23 protein-coding genes are annotated in these 26,276 nt (G+C 34.6%); 11 read left to right on the top strand and 12 right to left on the bottom strand.

Translation table 11 applies throughout. The features are described from left to right. The 3 genes from PSU83_RS01110 to PSU83_RS01120 all read right to left on the bottom strand — a co-directional run bounded on the left by PSU83_RS01110 (window position 1) and on the right by PSU83_RS01120 (window position 2,441). Window positions 1-1,560, bottom strand: a complete 1,560-nt coding sequence (locus PSU83_RS01110; RefSeq protein WP_363319836.1) for a VWA domain-containing protein — start codon at window positions 1,558-1,560, stop codon at window positions 1-3. Window positions 1,561-1,716: 156 nt separating this feature from the next. Next, the gene (locus PSU83_RS01115) at window positions 1,717-2,058 is read right to left on the bottom strand and encodes a hypothetical protein (RefSeq protein ID WP_300585765.1); all 342 of its coding nucleotides are present in this window, start codon (window positions 2,056-2,058) and stop codon (window positions 1,717-1,719) included. A gap of 71 nt (window positions 2,059-2,129) precedes the next feature. Then, entirely contained in the window at window positions 2,130-2,441 is a 312-nt protein-coding gene (locus PSU83_RS01120) for an N-acetyltransferase (RefSeq protein ID WP_300585767.1), read from the bottom strand. Window positions 2,442-2,508: 67 nt separating this feature from the next. Here PSU83_RS01120 and PSU83_RS01125 point away from each other — a divergent pair, with 67 nt between their 5' ends. Genes PSU83_RS01125 through PSU83_RS01135 form a run of 3 tightly spaced genes read left to right on the top strand, consistent with a single transcriptional unit; the run spans window position 2,509 to window position 4,502 of the window. Next, window positions 2,509-3,174 carry an alpha/beta hydrolase gene (locus PSU83_RS01125; protein ID WP_300585769.1) on the top strand — a complete coding sequence of 222 codons (666 nt, stop codon included), beginning with the start codon at window positions 2,509-2,511 and terminating at the stop codon, window positions 3,172-3,174. A gap of 50 nt (window positions 3,175-3,224) precedes the next feature. Further along, a complete protein-coding gene (locus PSU83_RS01130) occupies window positions 3,225-4,118 on the top strand; it encodes a lytic transglycosylase domain-containing protein (RefSeq protein ID WP_300585771.1) in 894 nt (297 codons plus the stop codon). A gap of 18 nt (window positions 4,119-4,136) precedes the next feature. Beyond that, entirely contained in the window at window positions 4,137-4,502 is a 366-nt protein-coding gene (locus tag PSU83_RS01135; protein ID WP_300585773.1) for a sulfite exporter TauE/SafE family protein, read from the top strand. 66 nt (window positions 4,503-4,568) lie between these two features. Here the strand turns inward: PSU83_RS01135 and PSU83_RS01140 are convergent, their stop codons facing one another. Next, window positions 4,569-5,084, bottom strand: a complete 516-nt coding sequence (locus tag PSU83_RS01140; protein ID WP_300585776.1) for a DUF2892 domain-containing protein — start codon at window positions 5,082-5,084, stop codon at window positions 4,569-4,571. A gap of 156 nt (window positions 5,085-5,240) precedes the next feature. Here PSU83_RS01140 and rpmH point away from each other — a divergent pair, with 156 nt between their 5' ends. Together rpmH and carB are read left to right on the top strand one after the other, a co-directional pair. Beyond that, window positions 5,241-5,402, top strand: coding sequence for a 50S ribosomal protein L34 (gene rpmH, locus PSU83_RS01145; RefSeq protein WP_008464848.1), 162 nt, complete (start codon window positions 5,241-5,243; stop codon window positions 5,400-5,402). Between the two features lie 312 nt (window positions 5,403-5,714). Beyond that, window positions 5,715-8,567: a carbamoyl-phosphate synthase large subunit gene (carB, locus tag PSU83_RS01150; protein ID WP_300585779.1), complete on the top strand. Its 2,853-nt coding sequence runs from the start codon at window positions 5,715-5,717 to the stop codon at window positions 8,565-8,567. A 273-nt stretch (window positions 8,568-8,840) separates the two neighbouring features. On the opposite strand, the gene PSU83_RS01155 is transcribed toward carB, so the two are convergent. The 5 genes from PSU83_RS01155 to htpG all read right to left on the bottom strand — a co-directional run bounded on the left by PSU83_RS01155 (window position 8,841) and on the right by htpG (window position 13,821). Beyond that, window positions 8,841-8,981, bottom strand: a complete 141-nt coding sequence (locus PSU83_RS01155) for a hypothetical protein (protein WP_300585781.1) — start codon at window positions 8,979-8,981, stop codon at window positions 8,841-8,843. 317 nt (window positions 8,982-9,298) lie between these two features. Further along, the gene (locus tag PSU83_RS01160; protein ID WP_300585783.1) at window positions 9,299-10,684 is read right to left on the bottom strand and encodes a T9SS type A sorting domain-containing protein; all 1,386 of its coding nucleotides are present in this window, start codon (window positions 10,682-10,684) and stop codon (window positions 9,299-9,301) included. A 109-nt stretch (window positions 10,685-10,793) separates the two neighbouring features. Continuing rightward, window positions 10,794-11,351: a hypothetical protein gene (locus PSU83_RS01165; RefSeq protein WP_300585785.1), complete on the bottom strand. Its 558-nt coding sequence runs from the start codon at window positions 11,349-11,351 to the stop codon at window positions 10,794-10,796. 27 nt (window positions 11,352-11,378) lie between these two features. Continuing rightward, window positions 11,379-11,783 (bottom strand): DUF2721 domain-containing protein, encoded by a 405-nt coding sequence (locus PSU83_RS01170; RefSeq protein ID WP_300585787.1) that lies wholly within the window; start codon window positions 11,781-11,783, stop codon window positions 11,379-11,381. A gap of 136 nt (window positions 11,784-11,919) precedes the next feature. Further along, the gene (gene htpG, locus PSU83_RS01175; protein WP_300585789.1) at window positions 11,920-13,821 is read right to left on the bottom strand and encodes a molecular chaperone HtpG; all 1,902 of its coding nucleotides are present in this window, start codon (window positions 13,819-13,821) and stop codon (window positions 11,920-11,922) included. 175 nt (window positions 13,822-13,996) lie between these two features. Here htpG and PSU83_RS01180 point away from each other — a divergent pair, with 175 nt between their 5' ends. The 4 genes from PSU83_RS01180 to PSU83_RS01195 all read left to right on the top strand — a co-directional run bounded on the left by PSU83_RS01180 (window position 13,997) and on the right by PSU83_RS01195 (window position 17,301). Further along, complete coding sequence (locus PSU83_RS01180) at window positions 13,997-14,467, top strand: lipocalin family protein (RefSeq protein WP_300585792.1); 471 nt, start codon at window positions 13,997-13,999, stop codon at window positions 14,465-14,467. A 15-nt stretch (window positions 14,468-14,482) separates the two neighbouring features. Further along, the gene (locus PSU83_RS01185; RefSeq protein ID WP_300585795.1) at window positions 14,483-15,172 is read left to right on the top strand and encodes an OmpA family protein; all 690 of its coding nucleotides are present in this window, start codon (window positions 14,483-14,485) and stop codon (window positions 15,170-15,172) included. A 140-nt stretch (window positions 15,173-15,312) separates the two neighbouring features. Continuing rightward, window positions 15,313-15,984: a TetR family transcriptional regulator C-terminal domain-containing protein gene (locus tag PSU83_RS01190; protein WP_300585797.1), complete on the top strand. Its 672-nt coding sequence runs from the start codon at window positions 15,313-15,315 to the stop codon at window positions 15,982-15,984. Window positions 15,985-15,987: 3 nt separating this feature from the next. Next, complete coding sequence (locus PSU83_RS01195; RefSeq protein ID WP_300585799.1) at window positions 15,988-17,301, top strand: AarF/UbiB family protein; 1,314 nt, start codon at window positions 15,988-15,990, stop codon at window positions 17,299-17,301. Window positions 17,302-17,364: 63 nt separating this feature from the next. Here the strand turns inward: PSU83_RS01195 and PSU83_RS01200 are convergent, their stop codons facing one another. Then, entirely contained in the window at window positions 17,365-18,780 is a 1,416-nt protein-coding gene (locus PSU83_RS01200) for a hypothetical protein (RefSeq protein WP_300585801.1), read from the bottom strand. A gap of 178 nt (window positions 18,781-18,958) precedes the next feature. On the opposite strand from PSU83_RS01200, the gene PSU83_RS01205 reads away from it, so the two are divergent. Continuing rightward, window positions 18,959-19,882, top strand: a complete 924-nt coding sequence (locus tag PSU83_RS01205) for an ABC transporter ATP-binding protein (protein ID WP_300585803.1) — start codon at window positions 18,959-18,961, stop codon at window positions 19,880-19,882. 28 nt (window positions 19,883-19,910) lie between these two features. On the opposite strand, the gene PSU83_RS01210 is transcribed toward PSU83_RS01205, so the two are convergent. Then, window positions 19,911-22,328 carry a prolyl oligopeptidase family serine peptidase gene (locus PSU83_RS01210; protein ID WP_300585842.1) on the bottom strand — a complete coding sequence of 806 codons (2,418 nt, stop codon included), beginning with the start codon at window positions 22,326-22,328 and terminating at the stop codon, window positions 19,911-19,913. Window positions 22,329-22,502: 174 nt separating this feature from the next. Between PSU83_RS01210 and PSU83_RS01215 the strand changes: the two genes are divergently transcribed. Further along, a complete protein-coding gene (locus PSU83_RS01215) occupies window positions 22,503-23,507 on the top strand; it encodes a beta-ketoacyl-ACP synthase III (protein ID WP_300585805.1) in 1,005 nt (334 codons plus the stop codon). 231 nt (window positions 23,508-23,738) lie between these two features. Here the strand turns inward: PSU83_RS01215 and PSU83_RS01220 are convergent, their stop codons facing one another. Then, complete coding sequence (locus PSU83_RS01220; RefSeq protein WP_300585807.1) at window positions 23,739-26,183, bottom strand: outer membrane beta-barrel family protein; 2,445 nt, start codon at window positions 26,181-26,183, stop codon at window positions 23,739-23,741. Window positions 26,184-26,276 lie beyond the last annotated feature (93 nt).

Raw genomic sequence — 26,276 nt, forward strand, 5'->3', positions numbered from 1 at the left:
TTAGTTAGCGGCTTCAATCAAACGGACAAATTCTGAACGATATCCGTCGCCGTCAAAAGCGATTCCTGATTTTGCCAAACTCCTAATAGCCTCTTTATTCGAATTTGAAATCAATTTTGAATCCCTCAATTTTAATCCGAACCACGCCACAGCCGCACTAAATTTGAAATCATCCGAACTTTTTTCTAATGTGATAGCTTTATCGGCGATCACATCAACCATTTCAATGCTTTTGTCGTCAGCTGGCTTTTTGTATCTGAATTTGATGGTTGCGAGTTCTCCGTTGTAGGCCGATTCAGCGTTGTCCACTTTGGTATATTTCAAATCCGATAGCAAGTAATCGCTTTCAACTCCAACCGGAATAACCTCGTATAATGCAGTAACTGTGTGCCCGCTTCCCAACTCTCCCGCATCAATAGCATCATTTTTAAAATCTTCCGCTTTAAGCATTCTGTTTTCGTACCCAATTAATCGATAGGCTTGGACCTGTTTTGGATTGAATTCAACTTGGATTTTCACATCTTTAGCAATGGCAAACATAGAACCTTTAAATTCCTTACCTAAAAATCGGGTGGCTTCTTGCATAGTATCGATGTACGCATAATTCCCATTGCCTTTGTCTGCAAGAATTTCCATTTTACTGTCTTTGTAGTTGCCCATTCCATATCCTAAAACCGTCAGAAAAATTCCAGATTTCCTTTTTTCTTCAATCAAATCTTCCATGTCATCATCAGAAGACGCACCAACGTTAAAGTCACCATCAGTAGCTAAAATGATTCTGTTATTTCCTTCTTTAATAAAGTTTTGTTGCGCCAATTTGTAAGCCAGTTGAATGCCTTCGCCTCCTGCCGTGCTTCCTCCAACAGTCAAATCATCAAAAGCATCTATGATTTTTTCTTTGGCATCGCCAGATGTTGGTTCCAATACAACACCGGCCGCTCCAGCATATACTACAATCGAAACCTTGTCTATTGAGCGTAATTCTTTAACCAAAATTTTCATCGATTCTTTTAATAATGGTAGTTTGTTCTCATCGGTCATCGAACCTGAAACATCAATTAAGAAAACTAAATTTGATGCTGGTAAATTAGTGATAAGAACATCTTTTCCCTGCAGGCCAATTTTTAATAACTTGTGTTTTCCATTCCAAGGACTTTCGCTGTATTCCGTATTGATAGAAAACGGATGTTGATTTTGTGGTTGTGGATAGTTGTACTTAAAAAAATTTATCATTTCTTCAACACGAACGGCATCTTTTGGAACGGGTTGTCCATTATTGATAAAACGGCGGATGTTGGTATAAGATGCATTATCTACGTCAATAAAAAATGTAGATAGCGGAGCAGTTTTTGGGGATTCAAAAGGGTTTTCAATGAGCGTTGCATAGCTTTCTGCATTTTGGTTAGTGGCTGTGTTTTCCAACGCATCTTCCAAGTAACTTTCTGGAGCCTCTGCAGTCGTAGAGTCAGTGCAGGTGGCTTCTCCATCATAAGAAGAATTTTTACAACCAGAAAAAATAAGCATAGCAATTGCTAGTGAAAAAAAATGTACTTTTTTCATTTTGATAAATTTTTAGAAATTAATAGTGATTTTGTGATTCAAAAGTAATTCCCTGTAATCCGGATTTTTCAGGAAGATTATCTCTTGAATTTAGCTAACCAAATTTGATGCCAAAAATTTAAGCATCTCTTAAGAATTGATTTTGAAAGCTGGAAATTAGTAGTTGTAATGGAATTTAATCTTAGTAATTCTAAAAACCCGTTCTCCATATTGCTCAATAAATTCAAACTTATTTCTTCCGTCTTTTTTGAAACTAATAATGCGTTCGCCTGAAATTTCATAGTAAGTTCCTTTGCCTTCTAACATAAATTTCCCGCCGTTATTGCGATATGCTGAGCGAACCAAATCAAATTCTGATAAATTCCACGCTGTTAAATTGGCATCAAGATCATCAAACTCGGAAAATAATCCTTGAGTTATTTCTGTTTTGCTGCCATAATATTTTTCGATAGTTTGAAAAAAAGCAATAATTTCCTGATTGAGATTTTCTATATTCATTCGATAAATATAGAAAAAAGAAATAAAAAAAGGAGCTTCATTGAAACTCCTTAGTGATGATAAACCTAGTATTATATTTTAATTCCTGGTGGAAGTAAATCTCTGTAACACGTATTTTTTCTAAAGAAAAGGGCAATTTTCGGTAAAATAGGAACTACTTTTAACTTTCGTTCGTAAGCAATTTCCATTATTGTTTTTAATAAATCATTGATGAATCCTTCGTTATCAAAACCTTCAAAAACATTAATTCTAGTTAAGAAAATCTTCTTTTCTTGGAACGAATACTCCACAGAAATTAGTTTTCCATCTACTAAAGTTTCAAACTGGCGGGCGAAGGTATTGTCTTTAATCTCTATTTTTTCGAAAATTGTAGTTGCTTCCATGTGATTATAAACAAAAAGGATTAATTTTAGCAAAGTTACTACTAATTAACGAGTTTACAGTTAAAGAATGTCTAAAATTCATGTTTACTTCATGCCTGGAATGGCTGCAAGTCCGTCTATATTTGAGCGAATCCAACTTCCTAAAGCTACTTTTGAAATGCATTTTCTGGAGTGGTTATTGCCTGAAAAAGAGGAAACTATAGAGCATTACGCACAACGTGTTTCTGAGAATGTTACCCATGAGAATGTCATTTTAGTCGGTGTTTCTTTTGGCGGAATTCTAGTTCAGGAAATGAAGCAATTTCTTAAGGTGAAAAAGGTGATTATAATATCAAGTGTAAAGTCAAATGTAGAATTACCGCGGCGGATGAAGGTTGCTAAGTCGACAAAAGCGTACAAATTAATTCCAACAAAATTATTTGAAAATATTGAAGGCTTAGCCAAGTTTACTTTTGGTTCTTCTATAATTAAACAGCGATTGAAGTTGTATGAAAAATTTCTTGCCGTCCGTGATAAAATCTATTTGGATTGGTCTATTGAACAGATTGTCAATTGGAAACGTACTGAAGTTGATCCTGAAGTAATCCACATTCACGGTGATGCTGATGAAGTTTTTCCAATAAAATATATTAAAAACGCAATTCCAGTAAAAGGGGGAACGCACATTATGATTCTGACAAAGTACCGTTGGCTAAACGATAATCTACCTAAAATTATGTTAGATACTATTTGAAACTAATCTGATTTTTGTAGCTTTACCAATATTAAAAAAAAGAAAAGAATATGAAAACGAATAAAGCCCTTGTATCGACTTTGATTGTAATTCTAATCGCTGGACTATTGGTTTTTGGAATTTCGGGTGAAAATAAAGATAAATTATTGCGTGTAGGAACTAAAATGTATTTTCCAACTGCGGTTGATTTTGCTGGAGAAACTACACCTTTACAGATTACTGATGTTAAAGAAAGACTCGATAGAGAACTGCTCATTAATGCCAATTTAGATGCTACAACAGCTTTAATCATTAAACGTGCAAACCGAGCATTTCCGGTGATTGAGCCGATTTTAGCAAAATATGGTGTGCCCGATGATTTTAAATATTTGGCCGTAATTGAAAGCGGACTTGTTAACGCTTCTTCTCCAGCTGGCGCTAAAGGCGTCTGGCAGTTTATGCCCGATACTGCAAAAGAAAAAGGAATGGAAGTTAACGATCTTGTTGACGAACGCTATCATTTAGAAAAATCTACTGAAGCAGCTTGTAAATATTTGTTAGCGGCTAAATCTAAATTTGGTTCTTGGACTTTGGCTGCGGCCTCCTACAATGGCGGAATGACTGGTGTTGGTAAAAAAATAGAAGAACAAAAAGTAGTTGATTATTATGATTTGGCTTTGACAGAAGAAACCTCGCGCTATGTTTTCAGAATATTAGCATTGAAAGAAATAATGAAAAATCCTGCGACTTACGGATTCAATATTTACCCAACAGATTTGTATGCTTCAATTCCATTTAAGAAAATAGAAGTTGATAGTTCCATTACCGATTTAGCCGATTTTGCCAAAACTCAAGGGATCAATTATAAAATTCTGAAGCTGCACAATCCATGGTTAAGAGATAAAAAATTACTTAATCCAACCAAGAAAAAATACGAAATCGAAATTCCGTTGTCTGGATACTAATCGTTAAACTGAATGAGAATGACATTTCAAACCATAATAATAGTAATGTGCATCGGCCTTGTTGCTGGAGTATTAAGTGGTTTAATTGGAATTGGCGGCGGAATTATTATGGTTCCAATGTTATTGCTTTTAGGTTTTACTCAACAACAAGCTCAAGGTACCAGTTTAGCTGCATTACTGCCGCCTGTTACTATTCTGGCGGTTCTTAATTATAACAAAGCGGGATTTGTCGATTGGAAATATGCAATTATTATTTCACTTGTTTTCGTGATTGGAGCCTATTTCGGAAGTAAAATAGCGGTCAATATTGATCAGCGAACACTAAAAAAAATATTTGGCTTTGTCTTGCTTTTTATAGCTGGAAAAATGCTTCTCGAAAAATAAAAAAGCCCCAAAAATATTTTGGAGCTTTTTTACCTAGATGATTTAACTAATCTAAGTCAATCTAACTTAAATTTTCTTCATCTGATCTTTCATCATCGTAATCTGATCTTTCAGCATATTCTGTTTGTCCAACTTTTTTGCTTCATTTAGCAATCCTGTTGCCTCCATTTTACGTCTTCTTGACATCGCAATTCCGGCTAAATTCAATTTAGCTATAGCCAAATCCATATCCATACTCAAACCCAACTCAATCGCTTTCTTAAAATATTTCTCTGATTGATGTAAGTTCGTTTGCGACATCATCAAACCATGAAGGTAATTGTAATACCCTTGTTGTTTTCTAACCAACGCCGTGTCTGGATTTTTGATTTTGTCCAACCACATTTTTGCTCCCACAAAATCTTGCTTTCTCAATTTTAAGAAAGCCAAAAGGATGAATTCATTTTTAAAGTAAAGAAATATCGGAATTGCAGTCAATAGAATCAAAAAGATTCCATTACCAATATTTCCTTGAGTAAATTGCCAAATGGCCGTTAGGACTAATAATGCCGCTATAATTAATTTGATAAATCTGTGAAACATGTGTTATAATTTTTAATGCCGCAAAGGTAATAAAAGGATTTGTAATTTTTTTTATAAAACTACTTGCCAGAAAAAAAAAGGTTTGTATATTTGCACTCGGTTTAAAAGAACCCATTTACCATAGATATTAATACAAGATTTTAAAGATACAAAGCAATGAGCAAAAGAACGTTTCAACCATCGAAAAGAAAGAGAAGAAATAAGCACGGATTTATGGACAGAATGGCTTCTGCAAATGGAAGAAAAGTCCTTGCGCGTCGTAGAGCAAAAGGAAGACATAAATTGACTGTATCTTCTGAACCAAGACACAAAAAATAATGATTAGCAATTAATCAATATTGAGCCGTTACTTTTATTAGTAGCGGCTTTTTTTTAAATCTGTTTATAAATTTTGATAAGTTTTAGAAGCTATTTCCCGCTATCCGTTCCAATCTTTTTATTTTTATGCTTCGGCAAGCTCAGCACATAAATAAAAAGGATTTCCACTACTATCGGGGCTAAAAATAAGAATGCATGCAACAACACACAACTAACTAACAAAATCTAAGAAGTCTGACTTTCTAAAAACGCTAATAATCTAAAAAGTCTAAGCAAGTCTAACCATCTAAGAAGTCTAAAAATCTAACTACAATGCCCAAAGACAATTCAATAAAATCAGTTTTAATAATAGGCTCAGGTCCAATCGTAATCGGGCAAGCCTGCGAATTTGATTACGCCGGTTCACAGTCAGCGCGCTCCATTCGTGAAGAAGGAATTGAAGTTATCCTAATCAACTCCAATCCGGCAACCATCATGACCGATCCAAGTATGGCGGATCATGTGTACTTATTGCCATTAACAACCAAATCAATCATCCAAATCCTAAAAGAACATCCCCAAATTGATGCCGTTTTACCAACAATGGGGGGACAAACAGCATTAAATTTATGCTTAGAAGCAGATGAAAAAGGAATCTGGGAAGATTTTAATGTGCGATTAATCGGTGTCGATGTAAATGCCATTAATGTTACTGAAGACCGGGAACAATTCAAACAGTTACTGCATAAAATTGGCGTACCAACCGCTCCTGCAGAAACGGCCACTTCTTTCTTAAAAGGAAAAGAAATTGCTCAAAAATTTGGTTTTCCATTGGTTATTCGTCCATCGTTTACGCTTGGCGGAACGGGTGCAGCATTTGTTCATACCAAAGAAGATTTTGACGAAAAACTAACCTACGGATTAGAAATGTCACCCATCCATGAAGTGCTAATTGATAAAGCATTAATTGGTTGGAAAGAATACGAATTGGAATTACTTCGCGATAAAAACGATAACGTAGTAATCATCTGTTCGATAGAAAATATGGATCCAATGGGAATCCATACTGGAGATTCAATCACAGTGGCACCTGCAATGACACTATCAGACACTACTTTCCAAAAGATGCGCGATATGGCAATTTTGATGATGCGTTCTATTGGAAATTTTGCCGGTGGATGTAACGTACAATTTGCGGTTTCACCAGACGAAAGAGAAGATATTGTCGCCATTGAAATTAATCCGAGAGTTTCTCGTTCATCAGCCTTGGCATCAAAAGCGACAGGTTATCCGATTGCTAAGATTGCATCAAAACTAGCTTTAGGATATCATTTAGATGAACTTCAAAATCAAATTACAAAATCAACTTCAGCTTTATTCGAGCCAACATTAGATTATGTAATCGTAAAAATTCCACGTTGGAACTTCGACAAATTTGAAGGTGCTGACAGAACTTTAGGATTGCAAATGAAATCGGTTGGTGAAGTAATGGGAATTGGGCGTTCGTTTCAGGAAGCTTTGCATAAAGCCACTCAATCATTGGAAATAAAAAGAAATGGGCTGGGAGCAGACGGAAAAGGCTATAAAAACTACGAGCAGATAATCGAGAAATTGACTTATGCAAGTTGGGACCGAGTTTTCGTGATTTATGACGCCATTGCGTTGGGAATTCCGTTAAGTAGAATCCACGAAATCACTAAAATTGACATGTGGTTTTTGAAACAATATGAAGAGTTATATACGATAGAGAAAGAAATATCGAAGTACGATATCACCACACTTCCAAAAGAATTATTGTTGGAAGCAAAGCAAAAAGGCTATGGCGACAGACAGATTGCTCACATGCTGAAATGTTTAGAAAGTCAGGTTTATAAATTGCGCGACGATATGAACATCAAGCGTGTTTACAAATTGGTTGATACGTGTGCGGCCGAATTTAAAGCGCAAACACCTTACTATTATTCAACTTTTGAAGCTGAAATTGAAACAGCGAACGGAGAACGATATGTTCATAATGAAAGCATCGTTTCTGATAAAAAGAAAGTGGTTGTTTTAGGTTCTGGGCCTAATCGAATTGGACAAGGAATAGAGTTTGATTATTCATGTGTTCATGGGGTTTTGGCGGCGAAAGAATGTGGTTACGAAACCATTATGATCAACTGTAATCCGGAAACGGTTTCTACCGATTTTGATATAGCTGATAAATTGTATTTCGAACCTGTTTTTTGGGAACATATTTATGATATTATTCGACACGAAAAACCAGAAGGTGTAATTGTGCAACTTGGTGGGCAAACAGCGCTGAAATTGGCGGAAAAATTATCTAAATACGATATAAAAATTCTTGGAACTTCATTCGATGCCTTAGATTTAGCCGAAGATAGAGGAAGATTTTCTGAATTGTTGACCGAGTTGAAAATTCCTTTTCCACAATTCGGAATTGCAGAGAATGCTGATGATGCTTCTAAGCTTGCAGATGTTTTGGATTTCCCGTTATTGGTTCGTCCATCATATGTTTTGGGAGGTCAAGGAATGAAGATTGTCATCAACAAACAAGAATTAGAAGAGCATGTTATCGATTTACTGAAGAATATTCCGGGGAACAAATTGCTTTTAGACCATTATTTAGACGGAGCAATTGAAGCGGAAGCCGATGCCATTTGTGATGGAGAAAATGTATACATCATCGGAATCATGGAGCATATCGAGCCTTGCGGAATCCATTCAGGAGATTCTAATGCGACTTTACCACCGTTTAATTTGGGTGAATTTGTAATGCAACAGATAAAAGATCATACTAAGAAAATCGCTTTGGCATTGAGAACTGTTGGTTTAATCAACATTCAGTTTGCAATAAAAGATGATATAGTTTATATTATTGAAGCCAATCCTAGAGCTTCGAGAACCGTGCCGTTTATTGCGAAAGCTTATGGCGAACCGTATGTAAATTATGCCACGAAAGTAATGCTGGGTGTAAATAAAGTAACCGATTTTAAATTTAATCCACAGTTGAAAGGCTATGCGATTAAGCAACCCGTTTTCTCTTTCAGTAAGTTCCAAAATGTGAATAAAGCATTAGGTCCAGAGATGAAATCTACAGGTGAAAGTATCTTGTTTATCGATGATTTGAAGGATGATCAGTTTTACGAATTGTATTCGAGACGAAAAATGTACTTAAGTAAATAGTAATTAGTAATAATGCTGTTTGATTTATGATTACCCCTGACAGCTTTTTAAAACCTGTCAGGTGTTTTACTTTTTAAGGATGTCTCTGTAGATGGTAATTTCCTTTTTTAAATCATCCATTTCCTTTTGTTGGTTGGTGCTTGTTTCCTGAAAGCTTGTTTTGTTACTTTTTTGAATTTCCTCTAGAAGTAAGACAATCAAATCGTTGAAGAGATTGTATCCTAACGCCTGACTTAGGTTCCAGATGGTTTTGGTCTGAGGGGTATGCTGGTTTTAATAGCCATTGATTATGGGTGGCTTTACATTTAATCTTCGTGCTACTTCGGCGTAGGATATTGTGTGTTGCTCAATCTTGTTTTTGATTAAAGTTCCCATGTGTGGAAGCTTTGTTACTGTGATTGGATTTGTTTTCATCTTGTTTTGCTTTTGATTACGCATCAGTGTTGTTTGATGTAACGTATCAAATAACTTGCTAATCCAAAAAATAATAGGAAGTACCTAAATGAATTTAAGAGAAAACTAATATAATTTAAGGTTCTCCTAATGAAAATTAGTTTGTTCCTAATGCAGATTAGTTTGCTCCTAATGCTTATTAGTTTATTCCTAATGTAAATTAGTTTGTTCCTAATATGTATTAGTTTTTTCCTAATGTAATTTTGGATATACCAAAGAAAACTTAGGAAGACCTAAGTTTTTTATCTAAAGTTTAAGAGTGTTGATTTTCTGACGAATTAGTTTTTAATAAATTTATAAGTGGTTTTTTCGAATTCATTTCTTATGGTTATGAAATAGAAACCAGCTTGCAACTGACTTACATCAATATGGGAATTACGGTTTAAAATATCATTTTGCAATATTTTTCCATTGGTATCAGTGATTTCATAACTCAATTCTAAGTTGTTTTTGTTTTCGATACTCAGATAATTAGTTGTCGGATTAGGATAAACTACCACACTTGCTTTACTACTGTTTTCGTTTATATCTAAGGTTGTAGTACTATATAGAATAATTAATCCGCGATTAACGTCGGCAACGACAATATCTTTCTTTCCATCATGATTAATATCACCAACAGCCATTCCCTGCAGGTTATAGTGATCTGAGATAGGGATTGGAAATAGTGAATAAGAGCTGAATACATTACTACTATTCTTCTGGTAAACGCTTGCATTCTCCCATCCACCGTGGGCAACAATTATTTCATTTTTTCCATCGTTATTAAGATCTGCAATTTCAATTAATTCTGCACCATCATAGGCGGATAGTTCTATTGCACTATTATATAATTGTGAAGAAGTATTTTGGTAAAGCAAGCCTATTTTTGAAAGTGGTGTATTACCATATTTTGTATAGGCAACATCAGTTTTACCATCGCCATTAAGGTCTCCGATATCAATCCCTGTGATTCCGAGTATGGTGGTATAAACCGAAGTGTTGAATCCATTGGTTGCGTTTTGTTTAAGGGAATATATTCCGCTGGGAGAAACACTAACACAGACAATATCTTTTTTTGAATCATTATTGATATCACCAATTTCTAATTCGTCAATTGACATTGTGTTTGGAAGAGGGTAATTCTGTGCTGTAAAGTTTCCTGCAGTGCCTTGAATATAAGTACTTACATAATTACTGTCTATAAAAGCTACGGCAAAATCAGTTTTTGAATCGTTATTGATATCAGCACATTTTAAAGAAGAAACTAGTTGAGAAGTTGAGATGGTTGTCATAGGGTTTAAGGTCCCGTTGCTATTTTGATAGAATATACAAATGGTATTGTCTGCTGCTATCACAACATCTTTGAGACCATCCTGATTCAAATCGGCTATGTCCATAGTTGGTGCATGTCCAGCTGGCATGTAAGAGTAGTCTGTATAAGGACTTAAAGTGCCATTTGTATTTTGGAGAAAAACCAAAATTTTCCAATCGTTTGTACTGGAATAGGATGAGGTTCCCAATACCACATCGTTTAAACCATCATTGTTCATATCACCGATGGCAACGGTTTCCGGCCACGAACCGGTTGCTTTTTCTACAAATGGAGAAAAATGGATTTGCGCCTGATTTATGAAAGGGCAAAGCGCAATAAAATAGTAGAATAATCGTAGTGTTTTAGTCATGTTTTAAGTTATTTTTTTCCCTCCAATAAATCACTTTAATACAAGCGCAATGTAGTAAATGAAATATTTATTTCCAAAATGAGATTCCAAGTGAAAGCATGGCAGTTTTTTATTTTAAACAATTAGCTTCATAGTACTTTATCAATTCTATGACGCCTTCAACGCCATGGATTTTTAATGTTTTATCATCAACTTTTTTAAGTATATCAGGACAATCTGCCATTTCTCTGGAAATTACATTTTGAGAAATTAATCTGCTTAAACCCTTAGCTTCCATATAAGAAGTTTTGCCATTTTTAGGTCTTTTGAAAATGAAGATAAAAAAATTGCGAGTATTTACTTTGAGGAGTCTTAATTGATCCGAATAAATTAATTGGCCAAATAGCTTATCGTCAATACTTTCATATACAAATGATTCATTATCATAAGTAAGCGTAAACGAATATAACTCATTTGGTAAATATTCCTTTTTAACTCCGTGCATATTTACAACTATCAGCTTTTCCTGAAGATTCATAAAGAGTTCATTCTTAAAGGTGTATTTGTTTTTCAGTATTACATCTGTAATAGTATCATTTTGTTTAGTAATGATTTGAGTAATTCTTGCTTGTGAATATGATTGTGCAGCTAGCAACAAAAAAAGAAATAGTTGAATTTTTTTTTTCATAGTTAATTATTAAAGTTATATATGATATTATTTTTTATCTTCCTCTTCCATCAAATCGCTCAAATGCAAACGCAATGCCGTCACTGAAATACTGATTTCCCAAAAAGAGATTCCCAGAGAAATTAGTAAGGTGAATAGACTGGCTCCAAAAAGATAAATTCCCATTGTTTGTTGTTCTAAGAATAAACAGAACATCGCAAACACAGAAAGAAAGAGGCATAATACTCCAAAAAGTTGCATATAACGAATTAGCGAAAGTCTTAGGTTGAGGTTTTTGATTTGAAGTAAAATAGTTTTAGTGTGGTGCTCATCATAATTTTTTTTTAGACCGCGAACGATTTGGGCAATGGTTAAAAAACGATTGGTATAGGCAAGCAAAATCAACGAAGTTGCTGAAAAAAGTAATGCTGGAGTTTCTATGTGAAGTGTCATGAAAAATTACGAATTAAGAATTACGACCCGAGCTAATGGTGACTTGAGCGAAGCTAATTACGGGAAATAATTTCAATAAAAAAACCTGCAAGTTTTCGCTCGCAGGTCTTTCTTCTTTTCTCTTGTTTCTTTCTTCTTATTTTATCAACTCAAAACTTCTCTTTACGAAGGCGGTTAATTCTTCGCCTTTCAATAATCCTTGAGAGATTTTTGCTAAATCTAAAGCTTGTTTTACCAATCCTTCCTGTGCTGATTTATCTGAAGTGTTTAGGATTGTTGTTGCTAATTCCGAGTTGGTATTCACAACCAAGTTATACATTTCTGGGAAATTTCCCATTCCGAACATTCCGCCACCGCCAGATTGACTCATTTCCTTCATACGGCGCATGAATTCAGGTTGTGTGATTATGAATGGCGCAGCAGCACTATCCATTGCTTCTAATTGAACAGAGTAGTTTGTTTTTGGAACAATTTCTTCTAAAACCGTTTTCAATTGCGTTGACTCGTCTTCTGATAATTTAGAAATTTGAGTTTCTTCTTTTTGAATTAACTTGTCGATATGATCAGAATCTACACGAACAAAAGTCAAATTCTCATTATCGCTTTCCAATTTCTGAATCAAATGCGACACAATTGGCGAGTCTAACAAAATAACTTCGTAACCTTTTTCTTTTGCGATTTCAATATAACCGTGTTGCGCATCTTTATTCGAAGCATATAAGACTACCAATTTTCCGTTTTTATCGGTTTGATTTGCCGTAATCGCTTCTTTCAATTCTGCTAAAGTGTAATATTTGTTATCAACCGTTGGATACAAAATAAAATCACCCGATTTTTCATAGAATTTTGGTTCTGATAACATTCCGTATTCCAATACGATTTTGATGTCGTTCCATTTTTGTTCAAAATCTTCACGGTTTTCTGTAAACAATGATTTCAATTTGTCAGCCACTTTACGCGTGATGTAATTCGAGATTTTTTTCACATTGCTATCCGCTTGTAAACCCGAACGCGAAACGTTCAACGGAATATCCGGCGAGTCAATTACACCTTTCAACATGCCTAAAAACTCAGGTACAATTCCTTCTACGTTATCGGTAACATAGACTTGGTTTTGGTACATTTGAATTTTATCTTTCTGCATTTGCATATCGCTAGACATCTTAGGAAAATATAAAATCCCAGTCAAGTTGAAGGGATAATCTACATTCAAATGGATGTTAAATAGGGGCTCTTCAAACTGCATTGGATACAATTCGTGGTAAAAGATTTTATAATCTTCTTCAGTTAAATCAACGGGTTGTTTTGTCCAAGCTGGGTTTGGATTATTGATGATGTTATCAACTTCAACATCTGTATAAATATTGTCGATGTCTTTTTCGGCAACAGATTCTCCTTTTTTCTGTTCGATTTTTTCTGTTCTGGTTCCGAATTTAATTGGAATCGGCATGAACTTATTGTACTTGGTCAACAATTCACGGATTTTAGCATCTTCTAAAAACTCTAACGAATCTTCAGCAATGTGCAGGATGATTTCGCTTCCGCGATCTGTTTTGTTAGATGGTTCTAATGTAAATTCTGGGCTTCCGTCGCAGATCCAATGCGCTGCAGGTTCGTCTTTGTATGACTTTGTGATGATTTCAACCTTGGAAGCGACCATAAATGCCGAATAAAAACCAAGACCAAAGTGCCCGATGATGCCGGAATCTTTAGCAGAATCTTTGTATTTTTCAAGAAATTCTTCTGCACCAGAGAAAGCTATTTGGTTGATGTATTTCTCCACTTCTTCGGCTGTCATTCCCAAACCTTGATCAATGATGTGTAATTTTTTGCCTTCTTTATCGATTTTGATTTCGATTATTGGATTGCCATATTCTACTTTGGCATCTCCAATGCTTGTTAAGTGCTTTAATTTTAAAGTTGCGTCGGTTGCATTTGATACTAATTCTCGCAAGAAAATTTCGTGGTCGTTGTATAAAAACTTCTTAATCAGTGGAAAGATGTTTTCTACAGATACATTAATTTTTCCTGTTGTCATATTTGTTTATTTTTAAATTAAATGATTTGTTTCCTTTAGTCAAAATTGAGACCATTTGTGATGTTTCTGACAAATTGGCGTAGTAACAATTTTAGAACAAATCTCCATTATAATGTAAGGGCAAATCTAAAAAGGAATGTATATTTGTCTTAACTAATTTATAAATATAATAATAATGAAAAAAGTTATTCTAATAGCTGTATTATCAGTTTTCGTTTTAGGATGCAAGTCGAAATCGGCAACAAATACAAGACTAGATTCTAAAACACAAGTTGCCATGAAAGGTAATTGGACCATTAGTGCAGTTACTTATCCAAGTTCGGATGTCATCAAAGTCACTTCATTTGATTTAGCAGATTCAAAATGTTTTATTGGAAGTTCATGGAAATTTATTTCTAACAATAACAAAGGTAGTCTTGTTTTAAACAATGCAAGTTGTACCGCCTACAGTACACCAATAACTTGGTTTATTAATAAAGAAGGCCAGTTTGTTTTGAAAGTTTTAGATGAAACTAAAGCTAAGAAAATCAAAGAAGGATACGTTCTTGGTGTGTCTAATTTAACTGAAAACTCATTCCAACTTGTTGACAAAATCAATATAGGTGGTAAAGTAACCGATGTAGTATATCAATTTCAAAGACAATAAAAAATAAAAATTACGATGAAAAAAATAAGCATATTATTAGTAGCGGGACTATTCTTAACAGGAAGTATTTTCACAAGTTGTGAATCAGTAAAAAATACAAATAAAACACAACGTGGCGCAGCGATAGGTGCAGTTGGTGGCGCAATTCTTGGGGGAGTCTTAGGAAATAATCTTGGTAAAGGCGGCAACGGTGCCTTAGGAGCTGTTCTTGGTGGTGTTGTTGGTGGTGTTGCCGGTGGTGTTATTGGTAACAAAATGGACAAACAAGCGAGAGAAATTGAAACGGCAGTTCCAGGAGCTACTGTTGAAAGAGTAGGAGAAGGAATTAAATTGACACTCGGTGAAAACGCAGTTCGTTTTGATACTAACAAGTCAACATTAACTGCTGGTGCTAAAGCTAATTTGGATAAATTGGTTTCTGTGTTTAATCAATATCCTGATACTAATATTCAAATTTACGGGTATACTGATAGTACGGGTTCAGCAGAATATAATTTGAAATTATCAGGAGAAAGAGCTTCCTCGGTTAAATCTTATTTGGCTACAAAAGGAATCAGTTCTTCCCGTTTCACTACAACCGGTTTAGGTATTGCAGATCCAATTGCTACCAATGATACTCCCGATGGAAGAAGTCAAAACAGACGTGTAGAGTTTGCTATTACTGCAAACGAAAAGATGGTGCAAGATGCGCAGTCAGGAAAATAATTAGCTACGTTAATAAATATATAAGCTGTCTTGAGAAAGGCAGCTTTTTTTATTACTACTAATTTAACAAAACTTTTTGTTTAATTTTTCTTTTAAATGGTTAAACACTTTGTACCTTTACACTATAATAAAAAATTATCATGGCGACAACAAAAAAAGTTAAAGTAGAGAAAGATTTGATAGATGACAATCAGATTATTTCATTATATATGAATGATGTTTTAGAACACAATGGAAACTTAAAAAACGTATATATATTTTGCAAAAAAAACGCTATTGAAGAAAGTGATTTTTATTCTTTCTTCGGTTCATTAGAAGCAGTTAAGCAAGCTATATGGATTAAATTTTTCGAGAATGCTGTAGCTACTATTGAAAAAGAACCAGCGTTTGAAAGTTATTCAGATAAAAATAAGTTGCTTACCTTATATTTTACTTTGTTTGAATTACTGACTTTAAATAGAAGTTATGTGCTGTTTTCGTTGAATGAGAATAATCAAGGCGTTAAAAATTTAAAAAATTTGAAAGGATTTAGAACGCATTTTAAAGAATTTATAAGTTCCATAATTGAGTCGAATTCTTCTATGGTAAATGATAAAGTTACAAAAGTTACGAGACCAGTATTCTCAGAAGGTGCTTGGATTCAGTTTTTATTTTTGCTGAAATTTTGGATGGATGACACTTCTAAAGGTTTTGAAAAGACCGATATTTTGATAGAGAAATCCGTGAATACTGTTGTTGATTTATTAGATACAAAACCGTTGGAAAGTTTGTTTGATTTGGGAAAATTTCTTTGGAAAGAAAAAACACAATAATTGATGAAGACATTAGACAAAATTCCAACAGGAAAAATTGAACGCGCTAGCCAATTAGTAAAAACGGGATTTAAAGTTGGAGGAAATTATGTTGCCTACTATGGCGAGAAAATAGTTAATCCAAATTTAAATCGCGATAAATTAAATGAAAGTAATGCAGAGGATATTTACGATGGATTAAAAAACCTAAAGGGAAGTGCTTTGAAAGTAGCTCAGATGTTGAGCATGGACAAAAGCATTATGCCGCAAGCTTATGTGGATAAGTTTTCGTTATCACAATTCTCAGTTCCACCATTGTCGGCGCCATTAGTTCGAAAAACATTCAAAAAATATTTAGATAAGTATCCAGAAGAATTATACGACACCTTTTCCCCTGATGCTATGAACGCCGCGAGTATTGGTCAGGTTCACAAAGCAACAAAAAATGGTAAAAAGCTAGCGGTAAAAATTCAGTACCCTGGAGTTGCGGATAGTATAAGTTCTGATTTAGCGTTGGTAAAACCATTCGCTACACGAATGTTTAACTTGAAAGGAAAAGATTCTGAAAAGTATTTTATTGAAGTTGAAAGTAAATTACTTGAAGAAACGGATTATGTTTTGGAACTCAAACAAAGTTTAGAGGTTTCGGAGAAGTGTAAATCTATTGCTAATTTACGTTTCCCTGAATATTATCCCGAATTTTCATCGGAAAAAATATTGACGATGGAGTGGATCGATGGAGAGCATCTTTCAGAGTTTACGGCACATAATGAAGACAGAAGTAAAGGAGATAAGTTAGGTCAGGCACTTTGGGATTTCTATATGTATCAAATGCATTATCTCAAACAAGTTCACGCCGATCCGCATCCTGGGAATTTTTTAATTGATAAAGATGATAATTTGGTTGCCATTGATTTCGGCTGTATCAAACAAGTTCCAGAAGAATTTTATGTTCCTTATTTCGAATTAGCTCGACCTGAAGTAATAGATAATCCTAAATTATTTAACGAAAAGTTATTTGAGTTAGAAATTTTACGAGTTGATGATTCTCAAAAAGAGTTAGCGTATTTCACCACAATATTTCACGATTTATTAAGCTTGTTTACGAAACCATTTCATGGTGATTCTTTCGACTTTTCTGATGAAGATTTCTTTGGAAAAATTGCTCAAATGGGCGAAGAATTTTCAAAAGATACACAACTTAGAAAAATGAATGGCAACAGAGGTTCTAAACATTTTTTATACATCAACAGAACATTTTTTGGGTTGTATAATTTATTACACGATTTAAAAGCTCGTATTGACACAAAGTCTTACGAAAAGTACATTATTAGTTAGAATGTTTTTATTGTTTAGGTTGATAGGGGCGAAAATTCCATTTTGGATTTTCGCTCTTATTTTTTACTTGATTTGTTTTACTTCGAAATAGGTTTTTCCACTATAATTATCAATGGTTGTTGGAGCATTTCCGTTGAAAATATATATTTCAACATAGTCATTAACGGCTAAATTTAAAGTACAATTTATTATTCGAGATATTAACTTGTCGCCATAATGGTGCGCTGCGGTTTCTTGGTATTCTATGCCATTTTTATAAACTGCTACAGCATATTGTTGAGCGTCATTTTTATTAAAAGTGTGAAAGCCTGCATTGATTTCATAATAACCCGCTTTCGTTGCTACAAATCTATTGGTTCCAGGGCTAAATTCGCCACCTATTAAATCAAAAGCAACAGTGTCAAATGTAATTTTTTGCCACCCTGTCGAAGCTACAACTTGATTTGCACTTAACGTACTTCTTATCAATGAAAAGGTGTTTAATGGATTTGCCCATGAAGTAGCACCCGCGCCGTTAGTTTGTAACACTTGACCGTTAGTTCCTCTAACAATTGGTAAAGAATAGCCGGTTGTTGCTGGATTTCCAATTTGGATTGTACCATTTGTTCTAACAATACGATTGTCAAATTCTCCATAAATTAATGCATTATCTACGCTTGAATCCGTTCCATTATTAAAAGTAGAATTTTCGATATATAATTTATTATTACCAAGTTCATTATACCCGGCTTGATGTCCAATGGCAATATTGTTTGTGCCTGAAACATTGGAACGCAATGAAGCAAAACCTAGACCAGTGTTATTATTAGCATTATTTAGAACCATTGTATTCCTACCCAAAGCTACATTTTCTTTTCCAGAAATATTTGAGTATAAAGCACCAACTCCAATGGCAGTATTAGCAGTTCCATCTGTATTTAAAAACATCGATTGATCCCCAATAGAGACGTTTAATTGACCTGAGGTATTGACCGGCATAACGTTGCTGCCAATAGCCGTATTTCTAATTCCTGTCCCTGCCGCATTTAAAGAATTTGCTCCGAAAGAAGTGTTTTTGTTTCCGCCAGCCGTATTCGGATTTCCAATAAAACCAGCTCTAATGTTATTTCTTTTGAAAACAATATCTACATCGTCAGTAGTTCCTAAGAAATTTGTAGCTGAACTTGTTCCAGTATTTCCGGTTAATGTCCAAGCGGTATTTGATGCTGCCAATTGTACCCAAAGTGTTCCATTCCAATAATAATAGCCATTGGGCGCAAACCCAGAATTGTAAACTAATAATGAAGTTATAGGAGAAACAATAGTAACGATATCACTTGCGCTTGTTAGTGCAACTCGCGGAATAAGAAGGCCGCTGTTGGTAGATGAAATATCAAGTATCGATGCAGCGTTTGGGGAAGTTGTTCCGATACCCACTTGGGCATAGAATGTGCTGAAAAAAAATAGCAATAGTAAAGATAGTTTAATTTTCAATTTCATAAAATCGTGTATTGGAGCATGTAATCCATGTGCAAAAGTAAATCTAATTTCATAGAATCCATAAAATATCCTTTAAAATCTGTATGTTAAGTAGAATTACGATAGGAATAAACAACTGCTTTTAAATATATTTTTTATTTCATAATAGAATGTTCAATTTTGTAATTCAATTACTGCGATGTTAAAAGTCAAAAACATTTCATTTTCTTATCAGGAAAAATTAACCATAGCTTCCATTTCTTTCAAATTGAAGAGAGGGCAACATCTCGCAGTTATTGGTGAAAGTGGCTGCGGAAAAAGTACGTTGCTTAAACTTATCTACGGCTTATCTGATTTGGATAAAGGGCAAATTTTTTGGAGTACTACCGAAATTTTAGGCCCAAAACACAATTTAATTCCAGGAATGGATTTCATGAAATACCTTGCGCAGGATTTTGATTTAATGCCGTTTATTACTGTTGCCGAAAATGTAGGCAAATACCTTTCGAACATCTATCCCGAAAAGAAAAAAGAACGAATTGCAGAACTACTCGATATTGTAGAAATGACTGATTATGCTTCTATAAAAGCAAAGAATCTCAGCGGTGGACAAATGCAACGTGTGGCTTTAGCAAGAGTTTTAGCATTAGAACCTGAAGTATTATTGCTTGACGAACCGTTTAGTCATATTGATAATTTCAGAAAAAATAGCTTACGCAGAAAATTGTTTAGTTACCTCAGAGAAAAGCAAATCACCATTATTTTTGCTACGCATGACAGTTCGGATGCGTTGGCTTTTGCGGATGAAGTTATAGTCATGAAAGAGGGAAAAATCATCGAAGAAGGAATTCCTAAACTCATATACAACAATCCAAAATCCAACTACATCGCTTCACTTTTTGGCGATGTAAACGAAATTGAAATCGATGGAGTAAGTCAATTTATCTATCCGCATCAATTTATGATTGTAGAAAAATCTGAAATGAAAGTTGCCGTTTCCAATGTTTTTTTTAGTGGAAGTCATTATTTAATTGAATCCAAATACAACAATCAAACTTTATTCTTCGAAAGTGATAATGAAATCGCAATAGGAAAAGGAATATATCTAAAAAAGAAGCCCTAAAATCTATTGACTTTAGAGCTTGTTTTATTTAGTTTTTCAAATACTTTTCAAGAAACTGGTCTTGTTCCCAAAGCAAATGAAGAATATTTTCTTTAGCTACATAACTGTGTGCTTCTTTAGGCAATAAAACCAATCGAACCGGTGCACCAAGATTTTTTAATGCTTGAAAATAACGTTCCGATTGCAAGGTGAACGTTCCTGGATTATTATCGGCATCGCCATGAACTAATAATAAAGGAGTCTTCATTTTATCGGCTGTCATGAACGGCGACATTTCGTTGTAAATAGCTGGAACATCCCAATAATTTCGTTGTTCACTTTGGAATCCGAAAGGGGTTAATGTTCTGTTGTAAGCGCCACTTCGTGCAATTCCGCAAGCAAAAAGATCGCAATGGGTCAACAAATTAGCAGTCATAAACGCACCGTACGAATGCCCGCCAATAGCCACTTTCTTTTTATTGATATAGCCTAATTTATCTACAGCATCAATTGCAGCTGCAGCATCATCAACCAATTGTGTCATAAACGTGTCATTAGGTTCTGTTGTGCCTTCTCCAATAATTGGAAAAGAAGCATCATCAAGAATCGCATATCCTTTAGTTACCCAATAAATAAAGGAACCATAACTTGGGTAGGTAAACTCATTTGGATTTTTATCACTTTGGCCCGCTGAGTTTCTATCTTTATATTCTGCAGGGTAAGCCCAAATCAATAAGGGTAGTTTTTCAGATTTTTTTATTCTGTCATACCCATCAGGTAAATATAATGTCCCTGACAAATCAACTCCATCTTTACGCTTGTATTTGATCACTTCTTTGTAAATGTTTTTTATGCTTTCAAATGGATTTTTAAAGAACGTAAGTTGGGTTAATTTTTTAGACTTTATGTTTCTGAAGTAATAGTTTGGATAATCATTTTTAGATTGAATCAATACCAAAACATCGCCTTTTTTAAAGTCTTCAATAGATTGTAAATCTTCTTTCTTGTCTTTAGTATTTGAAGTATACAAACGCTTTGTTTTTAAAGTTCCTAAATTGAATTCGTCAATAAACGGAAACTGTCCTTCTTTTGTAAAACCGTCACCAATTAAGAATAAATTATTGTTTTCAACTGCCAAAACATACCGATTGTATTGATTTCTTTTAGTTTCAAAATTACCCGGGTCGGAATAAATATCCTGCGAATTTCTATCGGAAATAATCTTTGGGGCTTGCCCTAAATTGGACGGATTAATTAAATACGTTTTCTGATTACGAGTGTCATACCAATCATCATAAACTATGGCTACATTATCATTACCCCAAATCAAACCTGCATAACGTTGCTGCGTTTTTAATACAGAAGTTGGATCGGCTTTAAAAGGTGCATCCCATGAGAAAAGTTCATCTCTGAAATCTGCTTTTTTAGCCTGATCACCTTCGTCTAAAGCTACAACATAATAAAGAGAAGCGGGTTTATCACCTCGCCAACCCATGCTTCTTTTTCCTTTTCTAACAGAGGAGAATCCTTTTGGAATTACTTCATTTAGTGGAACATCATTCACCACTTTTACTTCTTTCCCGGTACCATCGTAAACGACAGTTTTTAATGGAAAACGGTTGTAAGGAACGATATAGGAAAACGGTTTTTGAACAGTGGTAAGCATAATGTAATTTCCATCAGGAGAAAAGCTTTCACCGGCATATAAATCGGCTGGCATAAAAGGATTTTCACTTCCAGAAAGAGTTACTTTGTGTAATTCTGAAGTCATTAAGCTTTCAAAATTAGCTTCGTCTGTTTTATTTTTTAACAAATCAGGATATGTTCTGTTTTGCGATTTTGAACCATCACTTGCCGAAACCGTTGGACCTTTAGGCAACTCTTTTTTGATGTCAATTAAAGCTGGACGATTCTTTGGAATCATTTTTACGATTAAAGTTTCGTTATCTTTCATCCAGTTGTACGGATTTCCAAGAGTAGCATTCAGATTCGCATCCGTAAGTTTTTTGGCAGAAGCCGTAGCTACATCGATGACCCACAATTCAACTCCCGTGGCTACCGTATTGGTAAACGCAATTTTGGTTTCACTTGGCGACCAAGTGATGTAAGTAATTCTCGGATTTTTAGGTAAACCGCTGATTTGAGTTTCTGTTTTATCGGTTACTTTTCTGATTTTTAAATTCGAAATATAATTTATGGCACTCCCAATACTGGTAACCGGATTGATACGCAAACCGCCTAAACGTATTTCATCTTGATTCAAATCATCAAGCGTTTTATAAGTGCTTCGATAAGAAAAAAGCATGTATTGTTTTTTGGAATCCATACTCACGCTTGGCGCCCGTTCAAAATCTGCCAATGCTAAGATGGAGGCAGATGGTTTTTGATACGTTACATTTTCTTGTGCAGAAATACTACTTGCAGAAATGCAAAAAAACAAAAGTAAAAAGGCATGTTTTTTACTCATCAGCAAATTTTTTTTTAGGTATTCGTGAATCTTAGATTTCATAAAATTAAATTTTAGTTTTGGATAGGTCGAATTTACGAAGTAGTTGTTACATTTTTATTAAATCTTAAAATAAAATCATTACCGTTTAAAATTGTTTAATTTTGTGAGTCTAATTATGATAATTTAATAAATATGTATCAATCCAAAATATCAGGTTTAGGATTTTATGTTCCCGATAATGTAGTCACCAATGAAGATTTGTCTAAAATAATGGACACGAATGACGAATGGATTCAGGAACGAACAGGAATACAAGAAAGACGACACATTATTCGCGGTCAAGACACCACAACTTCAATGGGAGTTAAGGCGGCAAAAATTGCTATAGAACGTTCTGGAGTAGCTAATGATGACATCGATTTTATAGTTTTCGCAACCATTTCACCCGATTATTATTTTCCAGGGCCAGGCGTTGAACTTCAAAAACAATTGGGATTAAAAACAATTGGTGCTTTAGATGTGCGGAATCAATGTTCTGGATTTATCTATGCTTTGTCTGTTGCCGATCAGTTTATTAAAACCGGAATGTATAAAAATATTTTGGTTGTTGCTTCCGAAGTTCAGTCCTTAGGTTTGGATATGACCGATCGTGGTCGCAGTGTTTCCGTGATTTTTGGTGATGGGGCAGGAGCGGTAGTTTTGACAAGAAGTGATGATGAAAGTGGAATTCTATCTACTCATTTACATTCAGAAGGCGAACATGCAAAAGAATTAGCGGTTTTAGCGCCGGGAATGGGCGGCAAATGGGTTACGGATATCTTGGCAGAAAATAATCCGGATGATGAAAGTTATTTTCCGTATATGAATGGCCAATTTGTTTTTAAACATGCGGTAGTTCGTTTTAGCGAGGTAATTAATGAAGGTTTACAAGCCAATAATTTGACTGTTTCGGATATTGATATGTTGATTCCACATCAGGCGAATTTGAGAATTTCACAGTTCATCCAAAGGAAATTCGGATTGACTGACGACAAAGTTTTCAATAACATTCAGAAATACGGAAATACAACAGCAGCTTCTATTCCGATTGCTTTGACAGAAGCTTGGGAACAAGGAAAAATTAAAAAAGGCGACACTGTTGTCTTAGCCGCATTTGGCAGTGGATTTACATGGGCAAGCGCGATAATTAAGTGGTAAGAAAAAGGGAAAAGGGAAAAGGGAGAACAGAAAAGTAAGAAGAATATTGAGATTTTGATAAGCTAGGCTTAGTTTCTCGTTAGCCCCGATGGGAGCTGGCTACCATGTAGCGCGGACAGCGGGAGGAATTATCCCGAATACTAAAATGTTGTGCTCCTAAAATTTAAAAAATAGAAAAAGCCATCTCGTTTTCACGGATGGCTTTTTCGGTATAACTAAATTCAAAAAATCTTATAATAATCCGCCGCCGCTTTGGGTTTCGTTATTATCTCGTTGTTTCCGTTGCATAGCGCTGTTTTTTCCACCCCCAAACAGTAGATTGAAACCTACGTAAAGTGTTCTACTTTCCCAATAAAAGGCGCCTTCTTGTTGGTATGGAATGCTTCCTTCAAAGGCAAAATGCATCGTTTGGAATATATCATTAAACCTTGCAGTGATGCTTCCTTTTCCTTTAAGTACGTTGTAAGTAGCCCCTAAATCAGCTTTGTACATTGGTTTTCTTGTAAATTGTAATCCGGCTTCTTGACCTCGGTACATTCCGAAAACGTTGAAGCGCAATTTTTTTGTCGCTGTAAAATTGTTATTTATTCTGAAATTAAAAGCAGTTACATCAATCTCACCATATTCCTGAAGACCCGTATTGGCATTTTCAACGGTTCCTTTTACTTTTTTGAAATAAGCGTCAGCACTGGTGTTAATGGACCACCATTTGGTAGCTTTCAAATTGGCAGAAACTTCAACTCCGGCTGCTTGATTGTTTTCAAAATTGATAAATGAAATAATATCTTGATTGATGTTTTCCGGATTTTTATAAATGGTTCGCACAATCTCGTCATTGATTTGCCTGAAGAAAATCCCTGAAGTTATGCTACCAATAGTAAGCGTTCTTGTATAATTTATTTCGAAAGAATTGGTGAACTGTGGTTTCAAATCAGGATTTCCTCTTGACTCTACTAATGGAGTGGTCCACTCGCGAATTGGGCTTAATTGGCCCACACTCGGTCGGTCTACTCTTCGTGAGAAATTGAAATTGAAAGAATTTTTATCATTCGCTTTATAATTGAAAAACGCTGAAGGATACACCGAAAAAATATCATCCTTAAGATTCTTGTTATCGTTCACATTTTCAGAAGGAATACTAGAAGTTACGACATTTGAAAAATCGCCATCGATATTAAATTGCTCTAATCTTAGGCCTAACTGTGCACTCCATTTTCCCCATTGCTTTCCTAAATTCGAATAAACGGAATGAATGTTTCTTCTGAAAATAAATTCTGAATTTCCGTTTCTGTTATAACTTCCTGAAGTTTCGTCTACATTTTCAAGTAAATTATTGGTAATTCGTTGTAATCTACTTTCCGCACCAAGTTCTAATTTTAAGGTTTCTGAAATTGGGTTAACATAGTCAAGATTGATTTGTAGATAATTGACATTTCTGTTGATATCATTATCAGTGATAGTTTCTGAAGGAACAGTAGTTGTTAAATCATAAATTGTAAATTCAGGATTCTTGGTTTTTGAAAAATTGGATTGAAGTTCAATATTTTCGCCTTCTTTTTTGAAAATATGTTTGTAAACAAAGTCATAAGTTTGAGTAGTATTCTCAGTATCTGAATCAAAAAGCTGCTGTGAATCATTCCTAGCAGGATCAAAATAGTTGATTAACGTGTTTCCGTTGCCACCACCATTGTTTAAATTCAGATTAGTGTAAAATGATATAGTATTTCTATCATCAACTAAATAGTCCAATCCTAATTTTAGTAAGTGTGAAGTATTGAGATTAGCAAATATAAAACGTTGTTGGTTTTCTAAATTTGGACGGAAGCTTGTAATGTCTCCGTGATTGGCGTTTTTTCCGTGATTCAAACCATAGTTGGCGTACATATTTATTTTACCCACTTTATAATTTAGATTGAGTGCTGTATTTACTTTTGGTGTGATTCCGAAGGTTACTCCCGAGTTTAAACTGCCATTAAAGCCTTCATTTGCATTTTTATTCAGAATAATATTGATGATTCCACTCATTCCCTCCGGATTGTATTTTGCTGAAGGATTCGTAATCAATTCTATTTGTTTGATAGAAGAAGAAGGAATTTGTTGTAATAATTGAGAAGCATCAATATTGGATGGTTTTCCGTCAATTAAAATTCTAACATTTGAGTTCCCTCTTAAACTGATTTCTTTAGTTTGAGCATCAATGCTCACTGTTGGTATATTGTTCATGATTTCGGACGCATTATTTCCGGAAGCAATTAAATCTTTACCAACATTGATTACTTTACGGTCAATTTTTTGCACAATTGTGGAACGTTCGCTTACTATTTCAACGCCTTTAAGTTGCACGGCTTCTTCTTCAAGTGAAACCGTATTCAGATTTGCAGTTTTATTTTCTGGCGTAAGTTTGATGGTAAAAGTTTGTGATTTGTACCCCATATAGAGTAATTCAACAGTATAGTTGTCCAGCGCTACATTTTTTACGGTAAAATTTCCGTTATCATCTGTGATTCCACCTGTAATAACTTTGTCTGCTTTTTTAATACTGATATTAACGTAAGGAATAGGTTGTTTTGAATTCTTGTCAATTACTTTTCCTGATACACTTCCCGAATTGACAGTTTGAGCTTGCAGAACGGAAAAAGAAGTTAATAAACTAATAAGTAAAATTTTAAATCTCATGATTTGTGGTTTTTCTCGCTGCGCTTCAAATTATTCCGCTGCGGCTTGAGTAATGATTTTTGTTTTTAATAAACAAGTAGACTTTAAAGTGCT

The sequence above is a fragment of the Flavobacterium sp. genome (genome assembly GCF_029945805.1).
GTDB lineage: Bacteria > Bacteroidota > Bacteroidia > Flavobacteriales > Flavobacteriaceae > Flavobacterium.